Source organism: Arthrobacter gallicola, assembly GCF_014836775.1.
In the GTDB taxonomy this organism is placed as follows: Bacteria; Actinomycetota; Actinomycetes; order Actinomycetales; family Micrococcaceae; genus Arthrobacter_B; species Arthrobacter_B gallicola.
Map to the genome: position 1 here is coordinate 257,464 of NZ_JACSQD010000004.1, position 23,287 is coordinate 280,750.

21 protein-coding genes and 1 pseudogene are annotated in these 23,287 nt (G+C 66.0%); 10 read left to right on the top strand and 12 right to left on the bottom strand.

All coding sequences use genetic code 11. The annotated features are described in order from the left end of the window. Positions 1–3: 3 nt before the first annotated feature. A complete protein-coding gene (locus H9639_RS10625; RefSeq protein ID WP_191747694.1) occupies positions 4–1,014 on the top strand; it encodes an NYN domain-containing protein in 1,011 nt (336 codons plus the stop codon). 12 nt (positions 1,015–1,026) lie between these two features. Here H9639_RS10625 and H9639_RS10630 read toward each other — a convergent pair whose 3' ends face one another. The 6 genes from H9639_RS10630 to H9639_RS10655 are packed head-to-tail and all read right to left on the bottom strand — an operon-like array spanning position 1,027 to position 8,112. Beyond that, the gene (locus H9639_RS10630) at positions 1,027–1,482 is read right to left on the bottom strand and encodes a DUF3237 family protein (RefSeq protein WP_191808048.1); all 456 of its coding nucleotides are present in this window, start codon (positions 1,480–1,482) and stop codon (positions 1,027–1,029) included. Further along, positions 1,479–2,909, bottom strand: a complete 1,431-nt coding sequence (locus H9639_RS10635; protein WP_191747698.1) for an amidase — start codon at positions 2,907–2,909, stop codon at positions 1,479–1,481. Before H9639_RS10635 ends, H9639_RS10630 begins: the two co-directional genes overlap by 4 nt. Beyond that, positions 2,906–4,603 (bottom strand): nickel ABC transporter ATP-binding protein NikE, encoded by a 1,698-nt coding sequence (nikE, locus tag H9639_RS10640; RefSeq protein WP_191747700.1) that lies wholly within the window; start codon positions 4,601–4,603, stop codon positions 2,906–2,908. The genes H9639_RS10635 and nikE overlap by 4 nt, the downstream gene beginning before the upstream one ends. After that, positions 4,600–5,463 carry an ABC transporter permease gene (locus H9639_RS10645; RefSeq protein ID WP_191747702.1) on the bottom strand — a complete coding sequence of 288 codons (864 nt, stop codon included), beginning with the start codon at positions 5,461–5,463 and terminating at the stop codon, positions 4,600–4,602. Before H9639_RS10645 ends, nikE begins: the two co-directional genes overlap by 4 nt. Beyond that, a complete protein-coding gene (locus tag H9639_RS10650; protein WP_191747704.1) occupies positions 5,460–6,419 on the bottom strand; it encodes an ABC transporter permease in 960 nt (319 codons plus the stop codon). Before H9639_RS10650 ends, H9639_RS10645 begins: the two co-directional genes overlap by 4 nt. A gap of 34 nt (positions 6,420–6,453) precedes the next feature. Further along, the gene (locus H9639_RS10655; protein ID WP_191808049.1) at positions 6,454–8,112 is read right to left on the bottom strand and encodes an ABC transporter substrate-binding protein; all 1,659 of its coding nucleotides are present in this window, start codon (positions 8,110–8,112) and stop codon (positions 6,454–6,456) included. A 123-nt stretch (positions 8,113–8,235) separates the two neighbouring features. On the opposite strand from H9639_RS10655, the gene H9639_RS10660 reads away from it, so the two are divergent. After that, entirely contained in the window at positions 8,236–8,850 is a 615-nt protein-coding gene (locus H9639_RS10660; RefSeq protein ID WP_191808050.1) for a TetR/AcrR family transcriptional regulator, read from the top strand. Positions 8,851–8,941: 91 nt separating this feature from the next. Here H9639_RS10660 and H9639_RS10665 read toward each other — a convergent pair whose 3' ends face one another. Further along, positions 8,942–9,403, bottom strand: coding sequence for a DUF3237 domain-containing protein (locus H9639_RS10665; protein ID WP_191808051.1), 462 nt, complete (start codon positions 9,401–9,403; stop codon positions 8,942–8,944). Next, the gene (locus H9639_RS10670; RefSeq protein WP_191808052.1) at positions 9,400–11,049 is read right to left on the bottom strand and encodes a CocE/NonD family hydrolase; all 1,650 of its coding nucleotides are present in this window, start codon (positions 11,047–11,049) and stop codon (positions 9,400–9,402) included. Before H9639_RS10670 ends, H9639_RS10665 begins: the two co-directional genes overlap by 4 nt. Before the next feature lie 112 nt (positions 11,050–11,161). Here H9639_RS10670 and H9639_RS10675 point away from each other — a divergent pair, with 112 nt between their 5' ends. The 5 genes from H9639_RS10675 to H9639_RS10695 all read left to right on the top strand — a co-directional run bounded on the left by H9639_RS10675 (position 11,162) and on the right by H9639_RS10695 (position 15,112). Continuing rightward, positions 11,162–11,788: a TetR/AcrR family transcriptional regulator gene (locus H9639_RS10675; RefSeq protein ID WP_191808053.1), complete on the top strand. Its 627-nt coding sequence runs from the start codon at positions 11,162–11,164 to the stop codon at positions 11,786–11,788. A gap of 444 nt (positions 11,789–12,232) precedes the next feature. Next, positions 12,233–13,009, top strand: coding sequence for a hypothetical protein (locus H9639_RS10680; RefSeq protein ID WP_225219460.1), 777 nt, complete (start codon positions 12,233–12,235; stop codon positions 13,007–13,009). Beyond that, positions 13,002–13,298 (top strand): transcriptional regulator, encoded by a 297-nt coding sequence (locus H9639_RS10685; RefSeq protein WP_191747718.1) that lies wholly within the window; start codon positions 13,002–13,004, stop codon positions 13,296–13,298. The genes H9639_RS10680 and H9639_RS10685 overlap by 8 nt, the downstream gene beginning before the upstream one ends. 54 nt (positions 13,299–13,352) lie before the next feature. After that, a complete protein-coding gene (locus H9639_RS10690) occupies positions 13,353–14,306 on the top strand; it encodes an ABC transporter ATP-binding protein (protein WP_191808054.1) in 954 nt (317 codons plus the stop codon). Continuing rightward, positions 14,303–15,112, top strand: a complete 810-nt coding sequence (locus H9639_RS10695; RefSeq protein ID WP_191808055.1) for an ABC transporter permease — start codon at positions 14,303–14,305, stop codon at positions 15,110–15,112. Before H9639_RS10690 ends, H9639_RS10695 begins: the two co-directional genes overlap by 4 nt. 168 nt (positions 15,113–15,280) lie before the next feature. Here the strand turns inward: H9639_RS10695 and H9639_RS16855 are convergent. The 4 genes and pseudogenes from H9639_RS16855 to dnaK all read right to left on the bottom strand — a co-directional run. Continuing rightward, positions 15,281–15,703 (bottom strand): annotated as a pseudogene (locus tag H9639_RS16855) (heat shock protein transcriptional repressor HspR); the annotation flags it as partial. Between the two features lie 32 nt (positions 15,704–15,735). Further along, positions 15,736–16,728 carry a DnaJ C-terminal domain-containing protein gene (locus tag H9639_RS10705; protein ID WP_191808057.1) on the bottom strand — a complete coding sequence of 331 codons (993 nt, stop codon included), beginning with the start codon at positions 16,726–16,728 and terminating at the stop codon, positions 15,736–15,738. 97 nt (positions 16,729–16,825) lie between these two features. Then, complete coding sequence (locus H9639_RS10710; RefSeq protein ID WP_191808058.1) at positions 16,826–17,446, bottom strand: nucleotide exchange factor GrpE; 621 nt, start codon at positions 17,444–17,446, stop codon at positions 16,826–16,828. 2 nt (positions 17,447–17,448) lie between these two features. Beyond that, the gene (gene dnaK / locus H9639_RS10715) at positions 17,449–19,323 is read right to left on the bottom strand and encodes a molecular chaperone DnaK (protein ID WP_191808059.1); all 1,875 of its coding nucleotides are present in this window, start codon (positions 19,321–19,323) and stop codon (positions 17,449–17,451) included. A gap of 384 nt (positions 19,324–19,707) precedes the next feature. Between dnaK and H9639_RS10720 the strand changes: the two genes are divergently transcribed. Genes H9639_RS10720 through H9639_RS10730 form a run of 3 tightly spaced genes read left to right on the top strand, consistent with a single transcriptional unit; the run spans position 19,708 to position 23,287 of the window. Then, positions 19,708–20,511, top strand: a complete 804-nt coding sequence (locus H9639_RS10720; protein ID WP_191808060.1) for a methyltransferase domain-containing protein — start codon at positions 19,708–19,710, stop codon at positions 20,509–20,511. A 44-nt stretch (positions 20,512–20,555) separates the two neighbouring features. Beyond that, complete coding sequence (locus H9639_RS10725; protein ID WP_191808061.1) at positions 20,556–21,062, top strand: low molecular weight protein-tyrosine-phosphatase; 507 nt, start codon at positions 20,556–20,558, stop codon at positions 21,060–21,062. Next, positions 21,062–23,287 carry a chorismate-binding protein gene (locus H9639_RS10730; protein ID WP_191808062.1) on the top strand — a complete coding sequence of 742 codons (2,226 nt, stop codon included), beginning with the start codon at positions 21,062–21,064 and terminating at the stop codon, positions 23,285–23,287. Before H9639_RS10725 ends, H9639_RS10730 begins: the two co-directional genes overlap by 1 nt.

A 23,287-nucleotide genomic window follows, 5' to 3' on the forward strand; every position in this document is an offset into this window, starting at 1 on the left:
TCCATGACTGAACCAAATGATGCACGTGTTGGCCTCTACATCGACTTCGATAACATCGTCATTTCCCGCTATCAGCAGCTCCACGGCCGGAATGCGTTCCAGCGTGACGGAATCCGGGACTTCGACCGGACAAGCCGCGACGCCGACCCGGAGATCAGCGCCAAGCTGACCGCAGCCACCGTTGACTTCAATGCCATCATCGACTTCGCTGCCTCGTTCGGCACGCTCGTCGTCAATCGTGCCTACGCGGATTGGTCCGTGCCGGTCAACGCCAGCTACCAGCGCCAGCTGATGTCCCGGGCCGTGGACCTCACCCAGCTGTTCACGACCACCACCCGGGGCACCAAGAACGGCGCCGACATCCGTCTGGCCGTCGACGTCGTCGAAGATCTCTTCCGCCTCCCGGACCTCACCCACGTCATCATTGTCGCCGGGGACTCCGACTACATTGCCCTGGCGCAGAAGTCCAAGCGCCTCGGCCGGTTTGTGGTGGGTATCGGCGTTGCCGGCTCGACCAGCACCTCCCTCGCCGCAGCGTGCGACGAATTCGAGGACTACGATTCGCTGCCCGGTGTGGACAAAGCCGCCGCAGCTGCGGCGGAGCGCCCTTCCCAGGACCGGAAGTCTCCGGCACCGGCCCAGTCCGCTCCCGGCCAGGACCCGTCCCCGGAGAAACCGCGCAAACTGACCACAATCCCCATGTTCTCCCACACCGAGGACGCGCAGTTCGACGAACATGAGCCGGCCGAGGACATCGACCCCCAGACCATCGCCACGGAACTGCTGGTGCGTGCACTGCAGATCGGCCATGCCAAGGGCGACGCCGACGAGTGGCTCAACACGGGCACGATCAAGAACCAGATGCGCCGGATGGACCCTTCCTTCAACGAGAAGCCGCTCGGGTTCCGGTCCTTCACCGATTTCCTTGCCTCCCATGCCGATCTGGTGGAACTCCAGGAGGACGGTCCGCACCGGCTGATCCGACTCCGCCCGGAGGCTGAGGCCAAGGGCTGAGGCCGGGGCGGCTCAGCGTAGGCGGAAGACGCGAATGCACACTGTGTCCGGTTCTGACCGGGCGTACCCCACGAACTGCGCTTCGGTGAGCCAGCGGTGTGCCTCGGCACCGGTCTGGAACACGAATGCAGTCCGGTAATACAACTCTGCCTCGCCGACTTTCTCCCCCGCATGCACACGTTGCTCCACCGAATCCTGCGCGTGCCAGTAGCCGCGGTTGACCACGTCGATGGCGGCGCCGTCGTCGGCTTCGATGAGATACCGTGCATCGAGCTGCGTCGTCGCGCCGCGGGTCACCCACCAATCGGCACCCACGGGCAGCACCCGCCCGTTCAGCCGCGGGCCCGAGACGGTGCCGCCGACGATGGGTGTGACGTTGAGATCCGGCGTGCCCCCGACCCGGAGGGGATCATCCACCCTGACCTTCAGCTCGAAGACGAACTCGAGCCCGGGCTCGAACGCGCTCACGCAACCACCTTCGTGCTGAAGTTGACCGGCGTCAGGGTCCCGAGCGCTGCCTCGACGTCACGCGCCGCAGCCAGGGCGATGTGCTCGCCGTTCCGCGGGCCGATGAGCTGAACACCGGTCGGCAAACTGTCCTCGTCAAGGCCAGTCGGCACGGCGACTGAGGGAAGCCCCAGGAAATTGACCGTGACGAGCAGCCGGTGTGCCCGCCACAGCTCAGTCGTGGCTTCGGGCCCTGATAGGTCGAAGCCGATCTCCGGCATCCGCCGGGCCGAAACGGGACCAAGGATGACCGGGTATTCGGACTGGAACCGTTCCCATGCGGCAGCGATGACCGCACGCTGCGCCCATGCTCCTCCGTATGCCTGGCCGGACTCGAGAATCTCGGTCTCCTTGGCATTATCGAGGAAGTACTGCGTCGACCCCTGCGACAGCGGCATCGGCAATGCCCCGGGCAGGAACGCACCCACCATCTCGGTCGTCGAGATCTTCCGCCACAGTGTGGCTGCCTCCTCGATGAGGGGCGGCTCAGCCTCGATGATCTCCCAACCGGCGGCGCTCAGCGCGTCTGCAGCGCGGTCGACGGCAGCGGCCACCTGCGGGTCGACACCCCACCCAAGCGGGTCGCGTACGACGGCGGCCCGGCGGGCGCCGTCGTAAGAAGACGGATGCGGGATCGTCACCGCCGTCGGGTCACTTCCATCGGCGCCGTGCATCAGCCCGAAGGCCGTGTCCAGGTCATCGACGCGGCGGGCAATCGGCCCGTTGACGGCGAAGAACTGCAATGACAACGGGACCGGTTCTAGCACGTCGACCGACGGCGCGGGAATGCGTCCAGCCGACGGGCGCAGGGCGCACACTCCCGCGGCATACGCGGGGAGCCGCAGCGACCCCCCATAGTCGTTGCCCAGGCCCAGGGGCGTCATTCCGGTTGCGACAGCGACGGCATCTCCGCCGCTGGATCCGCCCGGTACCCGCTGCGGGTCCCACGGGTTGATCGTCCGTCCGAACAGGTCATTGTCGGTGTCCCAGCGCAGACCCCAGTCGGGCATATTGCCGCGCGCCACGGGGATCGCACCGGCCTCGAGCAGACGGCGGACCATCGTGGCGTCCTTGGCAGCCGCAACTTCGGCGAGGAAGGCCCAGCCGCTCGTCGTCGCCGACCAGGTGATGTCGATGTTCTCCTTGACGGTGAACGGGACGCCCGCGAGCGGGCCGGCGTCTTCGCCGGCGGCCAGGCGGCGGTCCACTTCCTCAGCGAGGGCACGCGCGCGGTCGTGGAAGACGACCGTGAGCGCGTTGACGATCGGATTGATCTCGTCGATGCGGGCAAGATGGGCGTCGATGACGGCGCGTGCTGTCACTGCCCGGGCGCGGACAGCCTCGGCGAGTTCGGATAGTGACAGCTGCCACAGGGGACGATTGGTCATTTCTTACCTCCAGAATGGGCGGTGAACGTGGTCGAAGCGGCCACGGTCGGCGGGACGGATCCGGGCGTGGGGAGACGCCGGCGCGGCACCCACCCATCCCGTGGAATGGAGTCGAGCAGCATGCGTGTGTAGTCGGCGCGGGGATCGTCGAGCACCTCGGCAATGGGCCCCTGCTCGACGATGCGGCCCGTGCGCATCACCACGACGTAATCACATAGACGGCGGACGGTGGTGAGGTCGTGCGAGATCATAAGCAGGGCGACACCCGTGTCTCGGCGGATGCCGTCGAGAAGCGTCAGGATCTCGATCTGGGTAGTCACGTCCAGGGCTGACACGGCTTCGTCGAGCACGAGGATCTCGGGGTCCGCCGCAAGGGCCCGGGCGATCGCGACGCGCTGACGCTGCCCGCCTGACAACGACCGCGGCCGCTGGTCTGCGAGCGAGAGGTCGAGCGTGACGGCCAGCATGAGTTCGTCGACGCGCGCAGCGAGCTCGGCACGTGTCGCCTTCGTCCGATGCACAGCGACAGCCTCCGACAGGCACTGCCGAACCGTCTGGCGGCGGTCAAGGGACTGGTAGGGGTCCTGGAACACCATCTGCGCGATCCGGGCGCGCCTGCGGCGGGCCGGCGTGCCGCGTGCGGCCTTGATCCAGTCCTCGTCCTTGACGGTGACAGTGCCGGCATCCGCCGTCTCGAGGCCACAGATGATGCGGGCCATCGTCGACTTACCCGACCCCGACTCACCGACGATGCCGAGCGATCCGCCCGGCGCGAGGGTGAAAGCCACATCGTCGACGGCAACAAACTCCTCGCGCCTGCCCCCGCGGCCCGAGCGCACCTCGAACACCTTGCGCAGCCCCTCGACAACCAGCACAGGCCTGCCCTGCTCGCCGGAACCGGTGACGAGATCGCCGGGCAGGGATGCGGAGAGCAGCCGCTTCGTGTACGGGTCGGTCCCGTCCTGCCGCATCGTGGCGGCCCGGAGCGTCTCGATCGTCCGGCCCTGCTGCATCACTGCGACGCGGTCGCACACGGCACCGGCCAGGGCAAGATCATGGGTGATGAACAGCATCGCGAGGTTGCGGTGTTTGCGCAGGTCGGCGATGACCGCCATAACCTCTTCCTGCGTTGTTACGTCGAGGGCCGTCGTAATCTCATCGGCGAGGAGAATGGGCGGATCCATCGCAAGGGTCGCCGCGATCATGACCCGCTGCAGCAAGCCGCCGGAGAGGTCGCCGGGGCGCTGGCGCATACGGCGGGCCGGATCGGGGATTCCGACCTCGGCAAGCAGTTCGACGGCGCGGCGCTCCGCTGTATGGGGTTTCTGCCCGGCCACGGCGATGAGCGCCTCGGTCATGAAGTCGCCGATCGTGCGCAGCGGATTCAGGTGAGCACGCGGTGTCTGGAACACCATGCCGATTCGACGGGCGCGCACGTCGCGCAGCTGCTTGGGGCCAAGCGCCGAGATGTCCTCGCCGTCAACCCGGATGCTCCCGCCGACCGTGAAGCCGTCGGGGAGCAGACCGGCGACGGCGCGCGCCGACAGTGTCTTGCCCGAACCCGACTCGCCCACGAGTCCGAGGGCTTCGCCGGCCCGCACATGCAGCGTGCAGTCGTGCACGAGCGTGTGGGATCCGTTGATGCCGGGAGCGGTAATTGAGATGTGGTCGAGCTCGAGGACGACATTGGTCATCGGTCCACTCCTTCTGCCCAGTCTGTGACGCGGGCGCCGAGGATGTTTACGGAGAGCACAGTGAGCACGACCATCAGCGCGGGGAACATCGACTGCTCGGGTGCGCCCGCCAGAAGTGCCGGCTGGCCGCCGGAGATCATGACACCCCAGTCAGATGCCGGCGGCGCAGCACCCAAACCGAGGTAGGAGATCGCGGCCAAGTCGAGCATCGCGTAGCCGAACCCGATGGTGGACTGGGCGATGATCACGGGCAGCAGCGCCGGGATGAGGTGCTTGAAGCAGATCGCGAACGAGCTCACCCCCTGGATGGTCAGTGCTGCCATATATGGTTTACCGAGCTCCGAGCGGGCACCGGCGCGGACGAGGCGCGACAGAATCGGCAGATAGGCGATCGACAGCGCGATGACGGGGGCGATAAGGCCCTTGCCGAACATGGAGATTGCGAGGACGGCGAGGACGAGGCCGGGGATCGCGAAGATCACCTCGATGGTGCGCGTGCTCACGCCGTCCACCCAGCCGCCGAACCAGGCTGAGAGGATCCCGATGACCGAGCCAAACACAGTGGAAAGAAGCACCACGATGATCGGTGCGACGACGCTCGGTCCTGCCCCGGCGAGGATGCGCGAGAAAATATCGCGCCCCAGATCGTCGGTTCCCATCAGATGCGGCAGGCCGGCAGCCCCTGAAATGGGCCCGACATACAGCTGATTCGGGTCGAAGGGGGCCACAAGCGGCCCGAAAACAGCGATCACTGCGACCGCGGTCATAACAACAACGGCGCCGATGAACAGCGGGCCGTGTTTGGCCGCCCGGCGCACGTTACCGGGGATGCGGCCGCCGGCAAGCTGAGCGACACTCATGCGTTCCTCCTGGATTTGGCCGAGTCGGGATCGATCACGGCTATAACGACGTCGACAATGACATTGAGTACGACGAACAGGGCCACCAGCAGCAGCGATAGAGTCTGCACGACCGGCAGGTCCTTGCGTGCGGCAGCCTCGGTGAGTAGCGAACCGATGCCACCGAGCCCGAACGCCTGCTCGGCGATGGCCGCGACCGCAAAAAGACCTGCGACCGTTGCCCCGGAAACCGAGAGAATCGTCGGCGACGCATTAAGGAACACATGCTTGCGGAAGATCTGACCCCGTGGGATACCACGCACGACAGCCGTGCCGACGTGCTCAGCGTGCTGCTGCGCGACGATTGCTCCGCGGGTGATGCGGCTCATGTAGGCGATGTAGAGCACCGCCAGGGAGATTGCAGGGAGAGTCAGGTGGTACAAATTGTCGAAAAACCCTTGGCCGGCGCCATACACCGGGAACCAGCCCAGCACGCGGCCAAAGACCCAGATCAGCACGATCGCGACGACGAAGGTTGGCATCGAGACTCCGATCGAGGTGGCGACAAGCACCCCCCGATCGGTCGCGCCGCCCTTTTGCGCGGCCAAAATGCCTGAACCGATGCCGAAGACGATGATCAGCACGACTGTGTAGACCACGAGCAGGAATGTGATCCCAAAGCGCGGCGCGATGAGGTCAATGACCGGCGTCTTGTAGACGAATGACGTGCCGAAATCGCCCGTGAGGACATTCTGGATCCAGTGCAGGTACTGTATCCAGACCGGCTGGTCCAGATAGAACTGCGCACGGATCGCGTCTATCATCTCCGGCGTCGGCCGCACACCCCCGGCGAGGGCGACGACCGGATCGCCGGGTGTGAGCAGCATCGCGGAGAAGATCACGATGCTGGACAGGAAGAGAGTCAGGAGCAGCCCTCCGAACCTGCTCAGCAGCTGACGGGCAGCGTGTATGTTCATTCGTCTCGCCTGTTTCTGTTCAGCGCCACGTCGATCATTCGCCACCGAGGTGCAGAGCCCAGGGGCTCGCGTAGGCCGCCACAGAGGTCACAGCGCCGGTGAGGCGGTTGTTCAGGAACGTCGTGTGGAATGCTCCTGCGAGAGTCACCTGCAGCATGTCGGGCGCGAATCCCTCCTGGGCGGCGGTGTACGCCTCGGCCGCACCAAACGGGTCCGGCGTCGTGCGGGCAGCCTGAAGCGCACCCGTCACCTCGGGGTTCGCGTAACCGGTCCAGTTGAAGATGCCGCCGAGGTCCGGGCTCAGCAGGAACAGCTGGGGGTAGGCGAGCACGCCCGGAGTCTCGGTGTAGCCGGTCGTCGCCACGAGGTCGATGTTCTCGCGCGGGCCGGGATCCGGGAGGAAGATCGCCGCGAAGTCCGCCGCTTGGCGTTCGTCGATCTCCACTGTGAGGCCGATCTGCTGGGCGGCGTTCTGGATAATCGCCGCCGTCTGCGAAAACTCCTTGTTGCCTGCCGGGATCGCAAGACGCAGCGGCACCGCTGTGTCCTCCCCCGATTCCTGGACGAGCTTCTTCGCGGCGTCGAGATCGGTTTCGGGCTGTTCGAGCGCATCGTAACCAGCCTGGTAGGCATCGGCTGCGGGCGAGCCCGACCATGAGAAGGGTGCAACAAACGTGCTTTGGGGTTGGCCGAGACCGTTCAAGACCGTTGAGATGTACTGCTCGCGGTCAATCGCGAGGCTCAGCGCCTGACGGATCTTCGGATTCGCGCCCGCACCGGTGTCCCGAGCCGGTCCGAAGGAGAAGGACGCTGTCGAGGGCCCGACCACGAGCCGCCCCTGGTCCGAGGATTCAAACGCATCCCTGCCGCCGGGCGCCACGTTGAAGGCTCCGTCAACGTCGCCTTCCAGCAGGGCATTGGTGAGCGTCGTCCCGTCGGGAATGAACTTGAAGGTCAGCTTCTGCACAAGCGGCGCGCCATCCCAGTAGTCCGCGTTGGCAACCGTCACGATCTCGCTTCCGGGCGTCCAGCTCTCGAGCTTGTACGGCCCTGCGCACAGCAGATCCCCACCCGATGTTCCCAGTGCCGGTCCCTGCTCCTCACTGACAGTCTTACTGAGCACGGCACCGGCCCCGCCGGACAACGCGTCCCGGAAGGTCGAGTCCGGAGCAGCGAAGTGGATCGTCACCTGGTTTTCGCCGGTGATCTCAATGCCGCCTTCGGGTGCCACCAGCACGAACGCGCCGAAGAACGCGGACGTGACATCCAAGTGGTGACGCTGAAGGCTGTAGACGACGTCGCCGGGTGTAACGGGCGATCCGTCCCAGAAGGTGACGCCCGGGCGGATGTCGATGACGAACGTCACCGGGTCAACCCAGTCTGCGCGCTCGGCGATACCCGCATCGATGGTGAAGTCGGGCTGTACGCGCAGCAGGCTGTCACACAGGTTGGGCTGAATGAAGTTGTAGTCAGCGCCCGGAACCAGCGAGCGCGGCTCACCTTCCACGAGCCCCCAGGTGACGTCGTCGACGGCGGTTTTTCCCGCAGCCAGCGATGTAACGAGTGACTCCGGGTCGATGGCCGGTGCGGCTGACTGCTCGGGAGTGCGGGAGGTGCATCCCGTCAGCAGAAGTAGTGCGACGACACCGGTTGAGAGCGCTTTCACGGTGGCGCGGTGGCCGGAGTTTTTCATGGCGGTTCCTTTCACAGGTTCGCGCACCGGCAGATCACCAGTGACGTAGGTCTCATTCGGATAATACAACAGTGTTGTACATCAAGGTTGCATGCAGATCACAATGAAATTAAGGTTGGGGACATGCCCCGAGAGGTAAACACTGAGAAGCGGCTTGCCGACATTGCAGCCGCGACGGTCCGCGTCGCCCGGACAGCGGGAGCACAAGCGGTCACGATCCGCTCCGTTGCAAGGGAATTGGGCGGCTCGACGACGCTCGTGACGAACTATCTGCCTTCACGGGCGGCACTCATCATGAATGCCCTCGACCAGGGGCGGGACCGCTGGCTTGAAGAGCGCCGCGCGGTGGTCACGGCCAGCCCTCCTGGCGAACGGCTGGCCGCGCTCATCGACTGGTCGTTGAGCGCCACCAGCGACGACTCCGTGCTGCGCACTCTCATTCTGGAGATAGTCGCCAACGCGCGCGTCGAGCCTGAGATGCGCGAATCGCTGCACCGCGAGTCGGTCGAGTTCCAGCAAATCCTCGAAAGCACGGCGAGCGAGTCCGGCTTCGCGGACGCGCGCCACGTCGCCGAGCTTCTCTACATCATCGTGCGGGGCGCATATATCGCGACGGTCGAGGACCCTGAGCACTGGAACGAGGACCGTGTGCGCAGCGTCGCCCACTCCACCATCTCGACCCTCCCCCGCCGTCACGACGCCACCCAGATGGTGCCCCCGGTGCCCTCCGCCGAATAACTGTTCGCCTGCGTTGACCGGAAGCGAGGGCCATCCGGGCCGGAAGGCCCGGCCTCCTGCGTGGATTGTCTGAAACATCATCGCGCTCCTGTCAGCGCACCACGTAGACGCGGACGCAGACCTGGCTGTCCTCGTCGCGTGCCAGCCCGATGAACTGGTGCTCGGCAAGCCAGCGGTGAGGTTCACCGTCCGTCTGGAAGACCGGAGCCGTGCGGAAGTAGTACTCATCCTCGGGAACGGTCTCACCCGCCTCGACTCGTGCAACAACCTCGGCCGATGCGCGGTAGTAACCGCGGTTAAGGATGTCGATGACGGTGCCGTCGTCGGCCTTCAGGAGGTAGCGGGCTTCCAGCTGGGCCGTGCCGCTGCGCTCAACGGCCCAGTCACCGCCGCCTGCGAGCACGACTCCGTTAAGCAGTGGGCCCGCGACCGTTCCGCCCGTCACGGGCGTGAACGAGAGTTCCTCATCGGCACCGCGGCCAATGCGCCAATAGGGCGCGATGTCCACTCGAATCTCGAAAACAAACTCGAGGATGGGTTCGGACCGGGTCATGATTCCTCCAGCACACTCAGGGTGAACATCAAAGGTTCATCCCCGCCGAGCATCAGCGACTGGAGGTTCCTGCGGACATCAACCGCCGACCATGGGTGCTCCCCCGTGCCTGGTTGCGGAATGAACTCCGGGAAGTCACTGCTGGAGACGTGGACGCGCAGTCGATGGCCCGGTGCCAGGCGATAGCTCAACTGGCCGAGGTCGACCTCGACGGCGGTCGGCCGCGACGCGTCGGCGAGCTGCACCTGGCCACGGGCGATGCGAAGCGCCGTGCCGTCGGGGGCAACGTCGAGCAGACGAATGAAGAGATCCATGACAGGACCGTCCGAGTGGATGCGGGCGCGCGCCATAACAGGGCCGACGAGGTTGACCTCCTGCTCGACGGCGTCGCCGGTGAACACGAGTACGTCGTCGCGGTCACCGATCGGCGCTTCGTCGGGTTGATCAAGGAGGAACGCGAAGGCATTGTCCACGCTCGACGGGACGAGGTCGGCGGGATCGTGCACCCACCTGGCCGTCGTGCCCGCAATGTCCGGAGCCGTGGCCAGATGACCGTCAGAGGTAGCGAACAGGGTGCGCTCGACCGTGCCCGGAGGTGGCCAGGAGGCGGAGGTGCGCACCTCCTCGGTTCCGGCCAGCGCCCATGTGACCCGCGGGAAGTCAGACGCTGAACCCTTGCCGCGCACAAATATCTCAAAGAAATCAAGGACCGCGTCGAGCATGCGCGGAAGTTCGCCGCGCACCTGCTCCACCGAGCGCTCCGCGACGCGGGCGTCAGCCGGGTCCCCGAGGTAGAAGGACTCGTGGTCCATCGCCTCAATGCGCAGGAAGTGGTTCATTGCCCACACCGGGCGCTTTTCAATCTCGGCCACGTCGGCCCAGGACAGCGGGGCGCAGTTGTCCCACAGCCCGATCGTCTGCAGAACCGGAACAGGGCGGGCATCGAACGGACTTCCCGCCGGGAAGCGGCGCAGGTGCACCGGGCGAGGGAACCACTGGTCGTATGAGATCGAGCGCGAGCCGATCTCGGCGAGCACCTCCTCGACCTGTGCACTGAACGGGCGGCGGTCGAGGTCGAGCTCCCAGAAGTACGCATCCTGCGAGTGGAAGTAGGAGAGCGGGTAAAGATATGTGACCCCCCACTCGACGCCGCGCGTGATGTCGTTGGACCGATGCTCGACGGGCTCACCCAGCTGGGTGCCGGTCACGCGCGGCGCGATCGCTTTCAGGGCTGGGTGCTGCGTCGATACGGCTGCCCACTGCGTGTACCCGTAGTAGCTGTCGCCCCACATCGCCACACGGCCGTTCGACCAGCGCTGACGGGTGATCCACTCGATCGTGTCGTATCCGTCGTAGGCCTCGTTGACAAACAGCAGCGTCTCACCCTCGGAACGAAATTTGCCCCGTACGTCTTGGGCGACCACCCGGTAGCCGCGGGTCATAAAGTACTCGGCGACCAGCGGGATGAAGGTGTACGTTCCGCTCTTGTCATATGGGAGCCTAATGAGGATCGTGTCGCCGGGTTCAGCGTCACCGTTCGGCAGATACACATCGGTGGCCAGGCGTACTCCGTCGCGCATCGGCACGAACTCCTCAGCCGCCAGGGGGCTTGTCGGGGCCGGCCCGATACTCACGATCTTGTTCATCAGCGTCCTCTCGCATGGTGCGTTGAATGCACGATAGAGTGTGCGAGAGTTGATAGTCAATAGCGACTAAAAAGAATCACCGAGTCATCTCACCCACCTGAAGGAGCTATACATGGGACGCCCCTCTGTCTCCGCCGAGCGCCGTCGCCAGATCCTCGAGGCCGCGATCCGCAGTCTCGCCGCGAACGGCCTGGCCGGCACCTCGCTGGACCGGATCGCTGAGGAAGCCGGCATGGCACGCGGCCACATCCGGCATTTCGCCGGAAATCGCGACGACATTCTTACTGCGGCGGCCGTCTTGTTCTACTTCGGTGAGGTCCCGGATGCGGACACCGATGTGCCGGTAATTCCGAACGCCGCATCATTCCTGCCGGAGAAGGCTGGCACCATCGCGGGCGCATTGGATTACCTGTTCGGGGACTTTGCTGCGCCGGATGCCGAGAACGCGGTCACACTTGCCCTCGTCGACGCTGCGCGCACCAACCCCCAGATCCACGCGATCGTACTAAGGGCCTATACGGGCTCGCAGAACGAGCTGGCTGCACTGCTGGCTCAGGCCTGCCCTGAGGCTGCGGCCACCTCCTGCCGAAACGTCGCCTACGGCATCCTCACAATCGCCCTCGGCAACGTCTTCATGGCGGACATCGAGGTGTCCGCGCAGCGCACCGCCGTGGCGCGCCAGAGCGCCGAACTGCTTGTCGCAACGCTTTCAGAAAAGCCGGGTTCCCTGGCGGGCTGATCCCCGCAGGTGATCCGCGCGGGTTTACCCCCGCCCAGCGCGGCTTCACACCGAGTGTTACCTCCGTGACGGCTGGGTCCTCACTCAATAACTCCTGCCCCACCCAGTGGGAAATCGCACGCCCTCCGTCGTTGGAAGACAGTGCTGGTCCCGAAACCGTGCAGACGGGACCCTCGCCGGGCGGCCGGGCCCTGGCTGGGTCGACCGGGTCCGGGCCGGTGCGCCCCGCCGGGCGGACGGTGACCCGCCGCGGGGCCGAATACCGGCGACACGCGTTCCCACTCTAAGTTCACTCCTGAGGCTGAAGTGACCTCACCAGCCACAGCAGGCTACATAGAGTGGGAACCCGTGTCCCGTGTACCCCCGGAACCGGACCGCCCAGCCGCAATGAATTAATCCTCGAACCTCTTGCCGCAAAGCAGTTTGTGATGCAAACTACTTTGTATGAACCGAGATCACCTCACGAACCGGGCGTCCGACGCCGCCGTCCCGGAATCAGCAGTCTTCGGTGTCCGGAGTGCACCCACAGCTGGGGAAGCACCGGCAGCATCGTCCCCGGCGAACGACCCCCAGGAACTTACGGCAGGCGAAGACCGCTCACTCGATCTCCGGGCCGCGCTCGCCGTGGTGCAGGACGCGGAGCGCTCGGCGCGGCGAAGCCTCACCGGAAACACCGCGCTCGTCTACTTCCTGTGGGGACTGACCTGGGTCATCGGGTACGGCTCACTCTGGGGCAGCAAGTCGGGACGGCTGCCCCTGGAACCGCAAGCGGCACTGGGTATCCTCGGCGCCGCCCTGGCTGTGGCAACCGTGTCCACGGTCGTGATCTTCGCCCGGGGTTCCCGCGGTATCCGCGGACAGTCTGCCTTCCAGGGCGGAATGTACGGGGCGGCCTGGATGCTCGGCTTCACCGTGATGGGGGCGCTCAGCGCAGTCATCGGCAGGGCCATCGATGACTTCTGGCTGCGCGGCATGCTCATCAACTCGATCGCGATCCTGATCGTGGGACTGCTCTACATCACGGGTGGCACCACCTTCAATGACAAGCACCAGGCCTACCTGGGTGTGTGGCTGCTGCTCGTAACCGGCGCCGGGCTTATCTCCGGCCCTGATCATTTCCTGACGGTGTTCCTGTTCCTCGGTTCCACCGGCATGCTGGCCGCCGCCGTCGTCGAGCACCTGCGCACCCGCAGGCACCGGACGGAAGCAGCTCATGCCTGAACTCGATCCCGTTATCCACGCCGAATCCAGGCTTCGCACGCTGACCACGCTCAATGCGGTCGGCGAGAACAACCAGATCGCGTTCACCAAACTGCAGAAACTGCTCGAAATGACGGCGGGCAACCTCTCCACCCACCTCCGGAAGCTGGAAACGGCCGGCTACGTGGAAGTCACCAAGACCATCGAGGGCCGCACGCCGGCCACCTATGTCGGCATCACCCCGGAAGGCAAGGCAGCGTACGCGCGCTACCGCCGCAACCTGCAGGACCTGCTTTCCGGCCTTACCTAAAGCCATACCTCATCTGCGGGCAACCACCAGCACCAGTGCAAGGAGAAGCGAACCATGAACATCCCCCGTCCCCGCGGCGGTCCACCGGCAGAAATCCTGGCGGCCGCACATTCCGTCAGCAAAAGCTACGGCGGCACCAAAGCACTTGACGCGGTAAGTTTCGCTGTCGGTGCAGGTGAAACCGTGGGACTCCTCGGCCCAAACGGAGCCGGCAAATCCACCCTGCTCAACCTTCTGAGCGGGCTGCGGCAGCCAGACACCGGAACCGTCGAACTTTTCGGCCAGGATCCGCGCAGCCCGCTCTCCCGGCGGGAGCTGGGAACCACACCGCAGGCGACCTCCGTTCCGGCAACGCTGCGGGTGCGGGAAACCGTGGACTTTGTGGCTGCCCACTATCCAGATCCCATTCCAACACCGGAGCTGCTGGCCGATTTCGGCCTGGGTTCAGCCGCCGGCAAGCAGTGCGGCGGGCTCTCCGGCGGGCAGCAGCGGCGGCTGCTGGTGGCGCTGGCGCTGGTCGGGCGTCCCCGTTTGGTGATCCTGGACGAGCCGACCACGGGCCTGGACGTCGAGGCCCGGGAGAGCCTCTGGGACCGCCTGGCGGAATACCGGACCGGCGGCGGAACGCTCCTCATCACCAGTCATTACCTCGAGGAGATCCAGACCCTGGCCAGCCGCGTCGTCGTGATTAACGAAGGCTCCGTGGTGGCGGACGGAAACGTGGACGAGATCCGCGGCCGGGTCAGCGTGTCCCGGGTGTCCTTTCACACCGGGCTGCCGGCGTCGTCCTTCGAGATGATGCCCGGAACGGTGTCCGTGTCCGTGTCTGCTGCCGGTACCACCACCATCCTCACGCACGACGCCGACGAAACGGTCCGTCAGCTGGTGCGCGGCAACCTGGGGTTCAGCGGGCTGGAAGTGCACGCCGCAAGCCTCGAGGAGGCCTTTCTTTCCCTCACCCACTCCGGTGGGTCCGCTCCTGCCCCCGAACGGAGAGCAGCCCGATGAGCAGCACCGCCACAACACCCGCACTGGAGACAAAATCACAGCTGCACCTGATCCGCACCCACACCCGGGCCCAGGTCCTGGAACAGCTGCGGATTCCGGTGGCTGTCCTGTCCTCCACCATCTTCCCCACCCTGGCGCTGGTGTTTTTCGTTCTCCCGCAGACCGCGGTGACCTCGAATCCGCTGGCCTCGCTGACGGCAATCGCCCAGCTGGCGGTATTCGGCGTTATGAGCGCGTTCCTGTTCAACTACGGGATCGGGGTCGCGGAGGAACGGGCCAATCCGTGGAGCAGTTATGTGCGCACGCTTCCAGCCGGCGCCATACCGCCAACCGTCGCGCGCGCCCTGACCGCCATGATGTTCGCGTTCTTCGCGCTGATTCCGGTCCTGGTGGTGGGTGCCCTGACCACTGCCGGAATGGACCTGTACGTGGATGGAACGCTGTCCTGGTGGCGGCTGCCGTTCTCGGTTGCGGTGTGGCTGCTGTGCGGGCTGCCGTTCCTGTGCCTGGGACTCATGATCGGTTACCTCTGCACGTCAAAGGTGGCGATCGCGGTCACGCAGGTGGTCTTTTTCCCGCTGGCCTTCGCCGGCGGCATGATGCTGCCGCCGGAGATCTTCTCTTCCGGCCTGGATCTGTTCTCGCGCTTCCTGCCGTCCCGGGCAGCCCGGGATCTCTCCGTGTCAGCTCTCTCCGGTGAACCTTTCGAGCTGGGGGCCGTGGCCTGCTTCCTCGCCTGGACGGCGGTGCTGGGTGCCGGGGCGGTCTGGGCCAACCGGCGGGATCAGGGACGCCGCTTCCGGTAGGCCAGCAGGACGGCGCTAGCGGGAGCCGAAAAACTCGCCGCGGTCCGCGGTGTAGCCCAGTTCGGTTTCCGCAGTGCTGCCCTTGCCTGCGGGGAGCGCCATCACCCGGCGGTTGAGCGCCGCCAGGGCGGCCAGACCAAGCGGCCGGCCGCTGGACCTCGACGCCGGGGGACGCTGCCCGCGGGAGAGGGTGACGACGTCGCCCGCCAGCCCGGCAGCGAAGACGCGGCCCATGTCGGCGCTGCGCTGCTGGACCTGTTCCAGTTCGGCGGAAAGCTCATTAACACGGGCCCGCAGACCGGAAACCTGCTTCTGCAGCTCCATGATCCGCTTAATGCCCTCCAGCGAGACGCCCTCCTGGGAGAGGCGCTGCACCTCGCGCAGCATTTCGATGTCCCGCTGGGAGTACCGGCGCGAACGCCCGGGGGCACGGCTCGGACTGACGATGCCGAGCCTGTCGTACTGCCGCAGCGTCTGCGGATGCATGTCCGCAAGTTCAGCGGCAACGGAGATCACGAAGATGGGTGCGTTCACGTCGAAGCCCACGTCCTTCACTCTCCCTCGCTGCTTGCCGGTTTGCGTGCTTGTCATACTAGCTTCGGTCCCGTCCGTTGCCTGGCAGGCTACAGCCGTGCCTTGGCGGCCAGCCCGGCCCGCGGATCTTCGCCCTTGGTTGCCTCAGCGAACGCCTCAACCGCGGCCTTCGCATCCTTGCTGAGGTGGGAGGGAACGGCGACGTCGACCGTCACCAGCAGGTCACCGTTGCCTTTGGAGGTATGGACGCCCCGGCCCTTAACGCGCAGTGTCCGCCCGGAGGGAGTGCCCGCGGGAACCTTGAGCTTGACCCGGTCTGCCGTCAGGGTGGGCACCTCGATCGTGGCGCCCAGGGCAGCCTCGGGGAAGGTGATGGGGACGTGGATGCGGATGTTGTTGCCATCCCGCACAAAGAAGTCATGCGGCGTGACATGCACCGTGACCATCAGGTCTCCGTTGCCGGCGGCACCGGGCATACCCTTGCCGCGGACCCGGATCTTCTGGCCGTCCTTCACCCCGGCGGGCACCCGCACCTCGACGACTTCACCGCTGGGCTCGCGCAGCCCGATCACGGTTCCGTTGATCGACCCGGCAAAGGAAATGGTGGTGCTGGCCGTCCGGTCCGCGCCCTTCTGCGGCGGCGCGGACGTAAAGCCGCCGCCAAATCCGCCGCCGCCAAACAGGTCGGCGAACTCCGGCGGGATGTTGCTGCCGCCGCCGGCGTTGAAGGAACTCCCCCGCCGGCTGCGTCCTGCGGACTGATTAAACAGGCCGCCGAAAATGTCCTCGAATCCTGCGCCGGCTCCCCCGGCGGGGCCTCCGCCGCCTGCCGTGAACCTGGCGCCGCTGCCCATGGCCCGGATGGCGTCATACTGCTGGCGTTCCTCGGGATCGGACAGCACCGAGTAGGCCTCGGAGACGTCCTTGAACATCTTCTCGGCAGAGGGATCATCCTGGTTCTGGTCCGGATGGTATTTGCGTGCCAGCTTCCGGTACGACTTCTTGATGTCGGCTTCGGAAGCGTCCTTGGGAACACCCAGAATCTTGTAGAAATCCTTGTCGACCCAATCCTGACTAGCCAATTGGTGTCCCCTTCCTTATGTCTTGCCTACAACGCTGGAACCGGCTCTCCACCGGCGATGCCCGGGGCCGCTGTCGCGCGGCCCCGGGCATCAACTGCTACTGCTCCGGAACGGAGACGATTACCTGTGCCGCGCGGAGCACCCGGTCGTTCGCCTTGTATCCGGTGCGCAGGATCTGCGTAACGGTGTCCGACTGAACGTCCGGGCTCTGCTGCTGGATCAGGGCTTCGTGGATATTCGGGTCGAAGTCCACTCCGGTCTCATCGATCCGGCTCATGCCGTAACCCTTGAGCGTGTTTTCCAGCTTCACCGCGATCGAGGCGAAGGGACCTTCGGCGAGGTCCCCGTGCTGGCGGGCAGCCTCAATATCGTCCAGGACCGGCAGCAGGGAATTAAGCATTCCGATCACTGCCATTTCCCGGGCGACGTCGCGGTCCCGCTCCACCCGCTTGCGGTAGTTGACGTACTCAGCCTGCAGCCGAAGAAGGTCGTTGCGCAGTTCGAACGCTTCGGCCGAGCCTGCATCTTCCTTCGCGCCGCTGCCGGCGCTGTTCAAGATCTCCTCGGCCTGGGACAGTGCGTCGCCCTCGGCCGCCGGAGCGCCCTCCGCAGCGGGCTGTGCGTCCGCTGCGGAGGAACCTGCCTGCTGCGACTGCGGATCCTCGTTCTCCTCCGGCTGGCCGGCGGGGTTCTGGTTTCCGTTGCCATTAGCAGCCATGATTACTTCTTTTCCTCGTCATCGACGACTTCGGCATCCACGATGTCTTCATCGTCCGCGCCGGAGCCCGATGCGGCGCCCTCACCCGGTGCAGCACCGGCGGAACCGGCGTCACCTGCGGCCTGGGCCTGCGAGTAGATGGCCTCGCCCAGCTTCGTCTGGGAAGCCTGCAGCTTCTCGAACGCGCTCTTCACATCGTCGTCGTTCTCGGTGCCTTCCAGCGCCTTCTTCAACGCGTCGACGTCGCCCTTGACCTCGGACTTGACGTCCTCGGGCAGCTTGTCGTCATTGTCGGTGAGGAGCTTGTCCACGGAGTAGGCCAGCTGCTCGGCGGAGTTGCGGACGTCGGCTGCCTCGCGGCGCTTCTTGTCCTCCGCAGCGTGCTCTTCGGCTTCGCGGACCATGCGGTCGATGTCCTCCTTGGACAGCGAGGAGCCGCCCGTGATGGTCATGGACTGCTCGGCGCCGGTGCCCTTGTCCTTGGCGGACACGTGGACGATGCCGTTGGCGTCGATGTCGAAGGTGACCTCGACCTGCGGCACGCCGCGGGGAGCCGGAGCAATACCGGTCAGCTCGAAGGTGCCCAGCGGCTTGTTGTCCCGGGTGAACTCGCGCTCGCCCTGGAAGACCTGGATGGCCACGGACGGCTGGTTGTCATCCGCGGTGGTGAAGGTCTCGCTGCGCTTGGTCGGGATGGCCGTGTTGCGCTCGATCAGCTTGGTCATCACGCCACCCTTGGTCTCAATACCCAGGGAAAGCGGGGTGACGTCGATCAGCAGCACGTCCTTGCGTTCGCCCTTGAGGACGCCGGCCTGCAGGGCTGCACCAACGGCTACAACCTCGTCCGGGTTCACACCCTTGTTCGGCTCCTGGCCGCCGGCCAGTTCCTTCACCAGCTCGGAAACGGCAGGCATACGGGTGGAGCCGCCGACCAGGATGATGTGGTCGATGTCCGAGACCTTGATGCCGGCTTCGGCAATGACGTCGTTGAACGGCTTCTTGGTGCGGTCCAGCAGGTCCTTGGTCAGGTCCTGGAACTTGGCGCGGGAGAGGTGCTCGTCCAGGTGGACGGGACCTTCCGGGGTCACCGAGAGGTACTGCAGGGAGATGTTCGTGGAGGTGGCCGAGGAGAGTTCCTTCTTGGCCTGCTCCGCTGCTTCCTTCAGGCGCTGCAGGGCGATCTTGTCCTTGGACAGGTCCGCACCCTTGGCCTTGGCCTGCGCCAGCAGGTAGTCAACGATCCGCTGATCCCAGTCGTCGCCGCCCAGACGGTTGTCACCGGCGGTGGCGCGGACCTGGATGGTGGAGAAGTCGTCTTCGTCCTTGCCGACTTCCAGCAGGGACACATCGAAGGTGCCGCCGCCGAGGTCGAAGACCAGAATCAGTTCGTCTTCCTTGCCCTTGTCCAGGCCGTACGCGAGTGCGGCCGCGGTGGGCTCGTTGACGATGCGCAGGACGTTCAGGCCGGCAATCTCACCGGCTTCCTTGGTGGCCTGGCGCTCAGCGTCATTGAAGTAGGCCGGGACGGTCACAACAGCGTCGGTGACCTTCTCACCCAGGTAGGCCTCGGCGTCGGCCTTCAGCTTCTGCAGGATACGGGCGGAGATTTCCTGGGCGGTGTACTTCTTGCCGTCAATGTCCACGCTCCAGTCGGTGCCCATGTGGCGCTTCACCGAGGCGATGGTGCGGTCGATGTTGTTGACAGCCTGGCGCTTGGCGATCTCGCCGACCAGGACCTCGCCGGACTTGGCGAAAGCAACAACAGACGGGGTGGTCCGGCCGCCTTCGGCGTTGGCGATGACGGTGGGTTCACCACCTTCAAGGACGGAGACAACGGAGTTCGTGGTTCCGAGGTCGATACCTACTGCACGTGACATATTTGCTTCCTCTTTCCTTGGAAATCGATGGCCCGCTGCGGCTGCTCTCTTTGGAGAACCGGCCGCCGCGGCCACCCGTAGCGCATATTGAGCGTTCTGGACTCAACTTTACTCCGTGCGGTTCTTTTGTCAACCAGAGTTGAGTGCCCCCGACTCAACTCTTTGCTCTCAAGGTTCAGCGCTTCGTTGGAGTTCACTTTCCGGCCGGTCACACGCAGCTCCGGCCGGCCGCAGGCACTTCTTCTATGAAGGCACCGCCAGCGGGCACTGCACAAGGGTCCACGGAATCCTGTGGACGACGGCGCCCTATCCTCGCCTCCCCGGGCGGGGACACGCGGCGACTCAGAACCGGATCCCGTCCGGTCCTGCGCGTATCGTCCTGCTATGCCCCAGGACACGTATTCGCACGGCCATCACCGCAGCGTCATCAGCGCCCACGCCACCCGGACGGCGGAAGACTCCGCCGGATACCTCGTCCCGCACCTTCGCCCGGGCCTCAGCATTCTCGACGTCGGCTGCGGCCCCGGCAGTATCACCCTGGATTTCGCGGACCTGGTGGCACCGGGACAGGTCACCGGGCTGGACCGTTCGGAGGACGTTCTTCTCCAGGCCCGGGCACTCGCCGCCGAGCGCGGCACGGCGAACGCGGAGTTCCTCTCCGGGAATGTTTATGACCTGGATTTTCCGGATGACACGTTCGACGTCGTTCACGCCCACCAGGTGCTGCAGCACCTCACCGATCCGGTGGCCGCACTGCATGAAATGCGCCGGGTCACCCGGCCGGGCGGAGTTGTGGCCGTGCGGGACGCCGATTACCACGGTATGAGCTGGTACCCCGAGATTCCGGAGCTGGCGGAGTGGATGGAGACCTACCAGCAGATCGCCCGCGGCAACGGCGCCGAGCCCGACGCCGGACGCCGGTTGATCAGCTGGGCGCTGGACGCCGGCTTCACCGAATTCCTGCCCTCCTCAACCAACTGGGTTTATGCCACGCCGGACCGCCGCCAGTGGTTCTCCGGCACCTGGTCCCAGCGGGTCCTCCATTCCGCGTTCGCCGATCAGGCCCTCGAACGCGGGCTCGCCTCGCAGAAGGATCTGGAAAGGATGGCATCCGGCTGGAAACGCTGGGCTGAGGCACCGGAGGGCTGGTTCCTGGTTCCCAGCGGGGAGCTCCTCGCCCGGGCCTGAACACCGCTGCCCCGGCCCGCCCAGCCGCTGGGTACGCTTAACCGATGTACCGCATCATCACGGTCTGCACCGGAAACATCTGCCGTTCACCCATGGCCCAGTTCTGCCTCTCCCGCGCCTTCAGCGACGCCGGACTCGCGGAGAGGGTTGCGGTGGACTCAGCCGGTGTCACCGGCTGGGAAGCCGGCCGCCCGATGGACCCCCGCACCGCCGCCGAGCTGCTCCAGCACAACTTCCCCAAACAACCGCTGGAGAGCTTCCGGGCCAGGGCCTTTGAAGCGCAGTGGTACCGCAGCCGGGACCTCATCCTGGCCCTGGACGACGGCCATCTGAACCATCTGCTGGCCGAAGCGCCGACGTCCGAACAGGACAAAATCCGGATGCTGCGCAGCTTCGACCCGGCCGCCGCGGAGCTGCCGGCGAACCAGCAGGGCATTGACGATCCCTGGTACGGCGACATGACCGACTTTGATTCCTCCTACGCCCTGATCCAGGCTGCGGTCCCCGGCGTGGTGGACTTTGTCCGCAGCGCGCTGGCGGAGCGGCACTGATGTCCCCTGCGCCGAAGCGCCCGCTCCTGATTGCAGTTGACGGCTTTTCCGGAGCAGGAAAAACCAGCCTGGCGCTGGAACTGGCGGCTGAGCTGCGCGCGCACCGCACGGTTGCCGTGTTTCATCTGGAGGATATTTATCCGGGCTGGGACGGCTTGGCAGCCGGCATGGACTATTACCGCCGCCGCGTCCTGGAACCGCTGGTCCGGGGCGGCAGCGCGCACTGGCAGTCCTGGGACTGGGTGGAAGGCCGGTACAGCACGCAGCACACCACCGAACCGGCGGACATTGTGATCTTCGAAGGAGTCGGAGCCGGGCACCGGTCCGCCCGGGGAATGCTGGATGCGGTCCTGTGGATTCAGGCCCCCGAATCCGTCCGCCGGGATCGTGCCCTGGCCCGCGACGGGGACACGTATGCTCCGCACTGGGACCGCTGGGCCGCGCAGGAAGCGGCCTGGGCTGCGGGCGACCCGGTGTCCTCCGCAGCTGACGTGCTGGTCCGGAACGAGCCGGCCGCAGATCCTTCCTCACTCGACAACAACATCGGAAGCCCTGCACCAGCGGCGCAGCCTGAACCCGCGGCGTCCCCGGTGCACGCGCAGCAGGTGCCGCTGCCGCGTTTCGTGCTGCGCGCCCTGGCAGCGCTGCCGCTGCCCTCCCCCGGACTGGGCCTGCCCCGTCCGGACCTGCAGGTTCAGGTACAGACGGTCGACGGCGCTCCGGACCCGTCGACGCTGTTCGCTGAACTGTTCGGCGGCTCACCCAACGCCGTCTGGCTGGACAGTTCCGACGCCGGTTCCGCCGGCGGCAGCCCTGGCGGGCGCAGCCGGTTCAGCATCATGGCGGACGACGGCGGCCTCCCGGGCCGGCACGCGGAGCACACTGCGGGACTGACCACCATCACGCATGGACCCGTGACCACCCGCATCCCGGGACCGTTTTTCCGCTGGCTGGACCGCGAATGGGGTGAGCTGCAGGCACCGGCCCCCGACGGGATGGCCTGCCCGTTCGCCCTGGGCTGGCTGGGTTTCCTCGGTTACGAACTCAAGCGTGAAACCGGCGGAGCGGACACCGGCGGACCAGGACCGGACGCAGCGCTGATCTTCGCCGGACGTGCCGTTGTCCTGGACCATGCCGCCGGAACGGTCCATCTGCTGACTCTCCGGGACTCGTTTTTCGAGAATCCGTCCGGCGGCTTTTCGGGGCATCACCAAAACACGGATGGTGACGCAGCGGACCCGGACGAAGGGTGGCTCGCCAAGGCATCCGCCGCCGTCGCCACCGCCAGCCGGACCGCTAAGGCTGCCGCCGCCCGTTCCAGGCCCGCGCAGACACCCGCGTTCCTGCCCGGCAGCGCACCAATCTTCACTTTCCGGGACAGCCGCGAAGAGTACCTGGCCAAGGTGCGCCGGTCGCAGCTGGAAATCGCGGAGGGCAACACCTACGAGGTCTGCCTGACAACTTCCCTGCATGCCGCCCTGCCCGCACCGCTGACTCCGGCGGGTGTGCTGGAGCTGTACGCCTCGCTGCGCCGGCACAGTCCCGCGCCGTTCGCGTCGCTGCTCCGGCTGGGCCGGCTCACCCTGGCGGGCACCTCGCCGGAACGGTTCCTGCGGGTTGGCGCGGACGGGAGGCTGCGTGCGGAGCCGATCAAGGGCACCCGCCCGCGCGGGCAGAACCCGGCAGCGGATGCCGCACTGCGGGAAGACCTGCTGGAGAGCGAAAAGGACCGCGCGGAGAACATCATGATTGTGGACCTGATGCGCAATGACCTCTCCCGGCTGGCGGTGGCCGGTTCGGTGACCGTTCCGCGGTTGTGTGTGGTGGAGAGTTATGCCACCGTGCACCAGCTGGTCAGCACCGTGGATGCGCAGCTCGTCCCGGATGCCAGCCGCGCCGAAGCCGTGGCCGCTGCCTTCCCGGCCGGGTCGATGACCGGGGCGCCGAAGACCAGCACCATGGCGATTCTTGACGAGCTGGAAGCCGCGCCGCGGGGTGCCTATTCCGGTGCCGTGGGCTACTTTTCGCTGACCGGTGCGGCAGACCTCTCCGTTGTGATCCGCACGCTGGTTCTCAGCCCGTCCCCGGACGGCGGCCTGGACCTGAGCCTGGGCGTGGGCGGCGCGGTCACCGCCGGATCCGACCCGGACGCCGAATGGGAAGAAGTGCGCACCAAGGCCCGTGGCGTCCTGGGCGCACTCGGCTCCGACGTTCCGGCCGGGTAG